The sequence below is a fragment of the Mesorhizobium sp. M7A.F.Ca.US.005.03.2.1 genome, from assembly GCF_003997795.1.
GTDB classification, from domain to species: Bacteria; Pseudomonadota; Alphaproteobacteria; order Rhizobiales; family Rhizobiaceae; genus Mesorhizobium; species Mesorhizobium ciceri.
Map to the genome: position 1 here is coordinate 1 of NZ_RZRP01000279.1, position 7095 is coordinate 7095.

9 protein-coding genes are annotated in these 7095 nt (G+C 64.0%); 4 read left to right on the plus strand and 5 right to left on the minus strand.

All coding sequences use genetic code 11. The features are described from left to right. Together EN991_RS16870 and EN991_RS16875 are read right to left on the minus strand one after the other, a co-directional pair. A partial coding sequence (locus tag EN991_RS16870) for an SbmA/BacA-like family transporter (protein WP_164769130.1) occupies positions 1–988 on the minus strand: 988 nt, incomplete at its 3' end. A 132-nt stretch (positions 989–1120) separates the two neighbouring features. After that, positions 1121–1903, minus strand: a complete 783-nt coding sequence (locus tag EN991_RS16875) for a methyltransferase domain-containing protein (RefSeq protein ID WP_013529379.1) — start codon at positions 1901–1903, stop codon at positions 1121–1123. A 137-nt stretch (positions 1904–2040) separates the two neighbouring features. Here EN991_RS16875 and gloB point away from each other — a divergent pair, with 137 nt between their 5' ends. Beyond that, positions 2041–2808, plus strand: a complete 768-nt coding sequence (gene gloB, locus EN991_RS16880) for a hydroxyacylglutathione hydrolase (protein WP_013529378.1) — start codon at positions 2041–2043, stop codon at positions 2806–2808. A gap of 22 nt (positions 2809–2830) precedes the next feature. After that, positions 2831–3259 (plus strand): cupin domain-containing protein, encoded by a 429-nt coding sequence (locus tag EN991_RS16885; RefSeq protein ID WP_013529377.1) that lies wholly within the window; start codon positions 2831–2833, stop codon positions 3257–3259. A 1-nt stretch (position 3260) separates the two neighbouring features. On the opposite strand, the gene EN991_RS16890 is transcribed toward EN991_RS16885, so the two are convergent. The 3 genes from EN991_RS16890 to EN991_RS16900 are packed head-to-tail and all read right to left on the minus strand — an operon-like array spanning position 3261 to position 5678. Next, positions 3261–3947 carry a lysoplasmalogenase gene (locus EN991_RS16890; RefSeq protein ID WP_127369168.1) on the minus strand — a complete coding sequence of 229 codons (687 nt, stop codon included), beginning with the start codon at positions 3945–3947 and terminating at the stop codon, positions 3261–3263. Beyond that, positions 3944–4855, minus strand: a complete 912-nt coding sequence (locus tag EN991_RS16895) for an EamA family transporter (protein WP_027162920.1) — start codon at positions 4853–4855, stop codon at positions 3944–3946. Before EN991_RS16895 ends, EN991_RS16890 begins: the two co-directional genes overlap by 4 nt. Before the next feature lie 34 nt (positions 4856–4889). Further along, on the minus strand, positions 4890–5678 hold the full coding sequence (locus tag EN991_RS16900; RefSeq protein ID WP_127369169.1) for a DUF3108 domain-containing protein: 789 nt from the start codon (positions 5676–5678) through the stop codon (positions 4890–4892). Positions 5679–5936: 258 nt separating this feature from the next. Between EN991_RS16900 and rpmB the strand changes: the two genes are divergently transcribed. Together rpmB and EN991_RS16910 are read left to right on the plus strand one after the other, a co-directional pair. Continuing rightward, positions 5937–6233, plus strand: a complete 297-nt coding sequence (gene rpmB, locus EN991_RS16905; RefSeq protein WP_013529373.1) for a 50S ribosomal protein L28 — start codon at positions 5937–5939, stop codon at positions 6231–6233. Positions 6234–6417: 184 nt separating this feature from the next. After that, a partial coding sequence (locus tag EN991_RS16910) for a queuosine precursor transporter (protein WP_024503743.1) occupies positions 6418–7095 on the plus strand: 678 nt, incomplete at its 3' end.

Sequence of the window (7095 nt, forward strand, 5' to 3'; positions counted from 1 at the left end):
GGTTGAATGCGCCGACCGCCATCATCAGCCCGCCAAAGCTGATATCACCTGAGAAATAGACGGGCGAAGCAACCAGTATGGGCGCCACGACGGTGATCCAGCCATAGGTGTCGGTCACCCAGGACAGGTTGATCTGGGCGGTGTAGATGCGCCGCATGGCGCCGAGCACCGTGCCGAGATCGAGTTCGAGCCGCCGCCTGGCGTCGGCCTCGCCATGATACAACGCAATGGCATCGACATTCTCGTTGACGCGCACCATCGAGGAGCGCAGCTCGGCTTCGCGTGTATAGCGGTCGCTGTTCAGGCGGATGAGCGGCCGCCCGACCAGCCAACTCAGCCAGGAGGCGATGCCGGCGTAAAGGATGGCGGCCCAGACCATATAGCCAGGTATGGCCAGCGAGGTCCCGCCGATGTGGAACACGAAGCCCGAGGACAGCTCCCACAGCACGCCGACGAAGGACACGAGCAGGATGCACGACTGCAGCAGGCCGACGCCGAGATCGGTTGACAGATCGGACAGATGCGCGGCGTCCTGCTGCATGCGCTGGTCGGGATTGACGCCGATGGCGCCGGCATTGGCCAGCCGGAAGGCGCGCGCCGGCCGCATCCATTGATCGATCAGATCCAGCGTCAGCGCCTCGCGCAGCTTGAGCCTGATCATCTGGTTGAGCCAGGTCTGGCCGATATTGAGCACCAGAAGTCCCCCGGCTATGGCCGCGAAGACGAGGAGCTGGTGCAAAAAGGCCGCCATGTCGCGGCGGGCAAGCGCATCGTAGAAAGGCTGGTTCCAGCGGTTGAGCAGAACCTGGCCGATCGACGTTGCGATGATCACGGCCATGATGCCGACCGATGTCCACAGCAACCATCTGCGAACCGGCGATCCCGCAAGCGCCCGCCGGATCGTCATCACCTGATCGTGCAGGCTGCTGGCCTCGACCGCCACGGCAACCGGCTGAACGGCGGCGGCATTGTCCGGTTGATCAGCCATGGCCGAGGTCCTTGCGTCAGTGCTGCAACCGGATGGAGAAACTTGACAGGCGTTCGTATGGGCTGCCGGATGGGCTGTCGGTCTGCTTGCGACAGATAGGCAGGGAAACGACGTCAGGCACGCTTGCCGCGATCACGAAGCCGTCACCCGCGCAGCCAAGGGCTTGGCATCCGCTTTGTGACGGCCAAGCCGGGTGGCGCCATGCGGCGACAGCACCGGCACGAAGACGCGGCGCGATGCGCGCTGCGCCACCGGCACGCCTTGATAGAGCCGCTTCTGCGCCTCGACCACGATGACCCCGGAAAAGATCGGCCACAGCCGCCGGCCGGCGCGCTCCAGTACATTGTGGAAGCGCATCATGAAACGGCGCCGCGATGGCGGAAAGAACAGCGCATCGGACCAGGCTGCGGGCGTGAAATTGGCCTCGCGCAGCAATTCCGTAAGCTGGCCGCGCGAAAAAGGCCGGCCGTTGCCGAATGGGGTGTGCTCGAAGCGCGCCCAGACACCACGCCGGTTGGGCACGACGATGACCACCCGGCCGGCCGGCGACAGCACGCGCCAGATCTCGTTCAGCGTCTCACGCGGGTTCTCGACATGTTCGAGCGAATGGACGAGCAGCATGCGGTCGATGCAGGAATCGACCAGCGGCAGTTCCTCGTCGAAGACCAGTGCCGTCGCCGTCGGCCCCGTCGCCGGCCACACCACCGCGCCTTGCGTTGCCGGCATGAAGGCGAAGACCCGCTCGGCGTCGCTGCCGAACCGCTCCAGCCACGGCAAGGTGTAGCCCAGACCAACCAGCCGCTCGTTGGGAACGGCCGCCCATATCGACGACAACGCCATGGTGATCGAACGCTCGGCGAACCGGCCGAGCGTTGTCGAATAGAACGAGCGAAGATCGACGATGTCGGAATGCATGGCAGGGATGTAGCCGTGATGTCGCCAGGTTTCAACAAAAGGCCGCGACGACCCGACATTCCGGGAATGTCATTCGACATCCGGGATGACATCGACCCGCAAGCGCCCTATGTCTGCGGCCATAACGGAGAGATATGATGCCGGTCGAAATCGAACAGTTCATGTGCCGCAGCGACAATTTCGGCGTGCTGGTGCATGACCCCAAAAGCGGCCAGACCGCGATCATCGATGCGCCCGAGGAAGCGCCAATCTTGGCCGCGATAAAGCGCACCGGCTGGACGCCGACGATGATCCTGACCACACATCATCACATGGATCACGTTGAGGCCAATCTGGCGCTGAAGGAGCGCTTCAAGCTGCGTATCGTCGGCCCGGAGGCCGAAAAGGCCAAGATCCCCGGCATCGACGAGACCGTCGAAGACGGCTCGGTTCTCCATCTTGGCGATGAAAGGATCGAAGTCATCGCCACCCCCGGCCACACTGCCGGCCACGTTTCCTATTATTTGCCGGCCTCGAGCGTGGCGTTCACCGCCGACACGCTGTTTGCGCTGGGTTGTGGGCGGCTGTTCGAATGCAAGCCGCCGGTAATGTATGATTCGCTGAAGAAGCTGGCTGCACTTCCAGCTGAAACGGCCATCTATTGCGGCCACGAATACACGCTCTCCAACGCCCGTTTCGCGCTGACCGTCGACCCGTCCAATTCAGCATTGAAGGAACGCGCCGCCAGGATCGAAAAGCTGCGCGCCGAGAACAAGCCGACGCTGCCGACGACGATCGGCGAGGAACTGTCGACCAATCCCTTCCTGCGCTGGCACGACCCGGCGATCCGCAAGCATCTTGGGCTGGAGAAGGCTTCCGACGCCGAGGTCTTTGCCGAAATCCGCAAGCGCAAGGACAACTTCTAGAGCCCGTGATATCGTCGACGCCATGACCAGCTCCGCCGAAATCATCGCGACGCTCGGGCTGAAGCCGCATCCGGAAGGCGGCTGGTATGCCGAGACCTTTCGCGATGGCACTGGCGGCGCGCGCGGCCATTCGACCGCCATTTATTTCCTGCTTGAGGAGCATCAGGTTTCGGCCTGGCACCGGGTCAAGGACGCCGCCGAGGTCTGGCATTTCCATGCCGGCGCCCCGCTGGCACTGGCAATGTGGGAAGAAGGCAGCACCGTTGTGGAGCAGGTGCTTGGAATCGATCTCGCAGCCGGTGAGCGGCCGCAGATCGTCGTGCCGGCGGGCTGGTGGCAATCGGCGCGCAGCCTCGGCGAATGGACGCTGGTCGGCTGCACCGTCGCGCCGGGCTTCGAGTTTGCCGCCTTCGAACTGGCAGCACCCGGCTGGCAGCCGAAACAACCTTAACTCAATAAGAGCCCGGATATAGCAGGGACCCAAGCGTGATCGCGAGTTGGGCGGCGTAGTACAGCGCCCAGACGGCGAAGCGCATCCAGGCGCGGTGCGGCGAGATGGCGGCCACCAGGAATTTCTCCGTGGCGAGCAGCCCGTCGGATGCCATGAACAACAGCGCACCGCCGATCACGGAGACGTTGCTGGTGGTCAGCGCCGAGATACCCATTGCCAGGATCGCAGCGACATAGACGGCGATCGGGATACGCAGGCCGGGACCGACGCGCCGCCACAGCGCCGCCAGCATGACGGCCGCAAACACCGCCATGGCGAGCGCGATCGCTCCGCGCCACGACTCGGCGCCAAGCACCCCCAACCCGCCACCGCTGCGCAGGAACAGCACGACATAGACGATGTGGGCGACAAGAAAACTGGCCAGCCCGCCGAGAAAGGCCTTTTCACCGTCGCGCGACAGGAATGCGTCGCCAACAGCGCTGAGAGCGAGCGCGGCGGCGAGCAGCAGCGGGCCGCCCTGCAGCCCGGCCAGCACGGCAAGCATCGCCACGGCGAGCGTCTTTGCCGCCGAGCGGGCGAGCGTTGGTGGCATGCCAAGCGTAAAGGCGTAGATCACCGCCGCCGCCAGCGAAAAGATCAATGTCGCATTGGCATTTGCGTCGATGCCGCCGGCAAACGGCATCGTCATGCCCCGGCTCCGCTTTGGGATGCCCTGGCCCCGCTCTCAGCCGCCGGTTTGCGCAGGAACAGCGACTTCGCTGCAAGTGCGGCCCCGCCGGTGATGAGCACGCAGGCGGCGAGGATGCGCAGCGACGGCTCGGCGACGCCGGCCGCGATCAGCACCAGCGTCGACAACAGCGGTGCGGCGTAGCTTGCAGCACCCAGCACCTGGATATTGCCGCGCTTGACGCCGATGTCCCAGGCATAGAAGGCCGCCCCCACCGGCATCAGGCCAAGGCCGAGCACGGCCAGCCACTGGCCGGGACCGTCAGGCAGAACCGTCTGTTCCAGCGCCAGGTGGCAGGCGAGCGACAACACCGCGGTCGCCGCGCAGAACCAGGTGACGATGCTGGTCGGCACCGACGGGAAGCGCCGCGACAACAGCGAATAGGACGACCACAGCACGGCACAAACGGCGGCCATCGCATAGCCGAAGGCGTAACGGGCGTCGAAGGCGAGGCCCCCGCCCTTGGTGACGATCAGCACGGTGCCGGCAAGGCCGAGCAGCGCGCCGACGACATGGTTCCAGGCCAGTTTTTCGCCCGGCATCAGCGCCGAGCCGAGCACGATCAGCAAAGGCCATAGATAGGCGATCAGGCTCGCCTCCACCGCCGGCGCATTGCGCAGCGCGGTGAAATAGAAAAAGTGGTAGCCGAACAGCCCGGCAATGCCGATCAGCCACACCTGCGGCGGTATCTTCTGGCTCTTGTCGGGTGCCGGCATGAACAGCCGCGCGACCAGCCCGACACCGGTGCCGATCGAGAAGGTGATCGCCGACAAGAGGAACGGCGGCACCTGGCCCGACGCATCGGTGAGCAGTGCGAGCAGCGCCCACATGGCGACCGCCGAAAAGCCGATCAGTGTTGCGCGCCCCATTCTGTCTCCAGTGGCGCGCCAATTCTGCGCCTGGCTATTGTACCGCTTCGAAACGTCCGGCGCTGATGGTCAAGGTGCCGATCTGCGTGCCCACCGTGGCATAGATCGGCGCATATACGCCGGTTTGGCCGAGCGGTGCAAACGTCACCATCATGCGGCTTTTGCTCTTGAGATAGTTGAGCGCCTTGCGGCCCTTGCGATAGCCAGCCACCGGCTCGAAGCCCATCCGGCAGGTAACCGTGTCGCCCTTGTAGCCCGGCACCGAGATCGTGCCCTTCGAAGCGTAGGTCAGCGTCAGATCGGCGCGCATCTCGCCGTCGTAGAACTTTACCGTGCGGCCGCAGACCTGGTCGAGGCTGTCGGCATGGATGACGGTGGCAGCCATCGGATCGAGCACCGATGCCAGGTCGCCGGCACCGAGCGGCACCCAACTCTTGGGGTCGCGCTTGCCCGGCGCCGGGACGACCTGCGTCGAGGTGACCCTGCCATTTGCAAAGCGGATGTCGACCACCGATGCCTTCTTGCCGGAGGTGTAATCGGCGCGGAATGCCTGCGGCACCATCCTCTTGCCCGCAATCGTGCCTTTGGACGAGATCGTGCCACGCGTGTCGTCGAACAGTTTTGCCAACCCTGCCGCGCTGACGCTGCCTTCGATCGCGTAGGCGCCGTTCTCATAACGGCTGGAAAACGTTGATTTCGCTATCGAAAGTCCAAGGAACGACACCGTATACTCGCCCTTGAACGACTGCGGCGAGGCAGCAGACGCGGCGGACGGCAAGGCTGCGGCAAGCATGGCGGCAAAGGCATGTGACGAACGAAGCATGGCGGGATCGGGTCCTTGATTTTCGGCCGGAGGCGGGCAACTCCGGTCTGGCATGTCCCTATGAGACCGCTTATAGGATGAATTCCGGCCTTAATATGAAAATGCCGGGCGCGCCGTGGGCAATGCAGGAGCTTGACGCCTCGGCGAAATGCAACTATGGAACGCCAACTTTTTCCATAAGGCCGCCTGACCAGAACCGCGCGCCACCCGGCGTGGGCTTGAGTGTTTGGCAGACCCCGAGAACTGAAGGTTAGAACAATGTCCCGCACCTGCGAACTCACTGCCAAGGCAGTCATGTCCGGCAACAATGTGAGCCACGCCAACAACAAGACCAAGCGTCGCTTCCTGCCGAACCTCGTCAATGTGACGCTGATTTCGGAAGCGCTGAACCAGAATGTGCGCCTGCGCATTTCGGCCAACGCACTGCGTTCGGTCGAACATCGCGGCGGTCTCGACGCCTTCCTGGCCAAGGCCGACGTCAAGGAATTGTCGCAGCGCGCCCGTCTGCTGAAGAAGCAGATCGCCAAGAAGACCGCCGAGCAGGCTGCCGCTTAAACAGTTCAAAGGCGGGGGACGACCGCCCTGGCCAACATCTTGTTGGCCTCTGGCCAACATCTTGTTGGCCTTGGGGCATCGGATCGAAGCCGCAAGGTTTTGGCAATCCGGTGCCCACATACGAAGGCGAGCATCGCCCGCATGGGCACGATGCTTGGCTGGTTCCATTACCCAGGATAAAAAAATGACTTCCTTCTCGCGGTATTTGCCCTTCGTGGCCGCCATGGCGCTTGTCGTCGTGGCATCGAACATTCTCGTGCAATTCCCGATGCAGGGCCAGATCGGGGGCCTCTCGCTGGCCGACCTTCTGACTTGGGGGGCCTTCACCTATCCCTTCTCGTTCCTGGTCACCGACCTCGCCAACCGCCGCTACGGACCCACTGTGGCGCGCCGGATCGTCCTTGTCGGCTTCATGACGGCGGTGATCTGCTCGATCCTTGTCCCGCCCTTCCTGTTCCGTCACGGCCTGATCGAATTCGAGACCGCCGCCGACCGGCTGGTGCGTATCGCGGCCGCGTCCGGAGCGGCGTTCCTTTCCGCGCAACTGCTCGACGTCACCGTGTTCAACCGGCTGCGCCGGCAGAGCTGGTGGCGGGCGCCGATCATCGGCACGCTGGTCGGGTCGGTGTTCGACACCGCCGTGTTCTTCACCGTCGCTTTCTCGGCTGCCTTTGCCTTCGCCGGACCAAACGACGGCTTTGCGTTGGAAAACGCACCCTTGATGGGCGTCTTCCATGTCGAGGCGATGCGCTGGATCTCCTGGGCGCTTGGTGATCTCTCGGTGAAGCTGATCATCGCCGTCGTCGCACTCATCCCCTACCGGCTGCTCGCCGCCCGCTGGAGCCAGCCCGCGGTTGCGGCT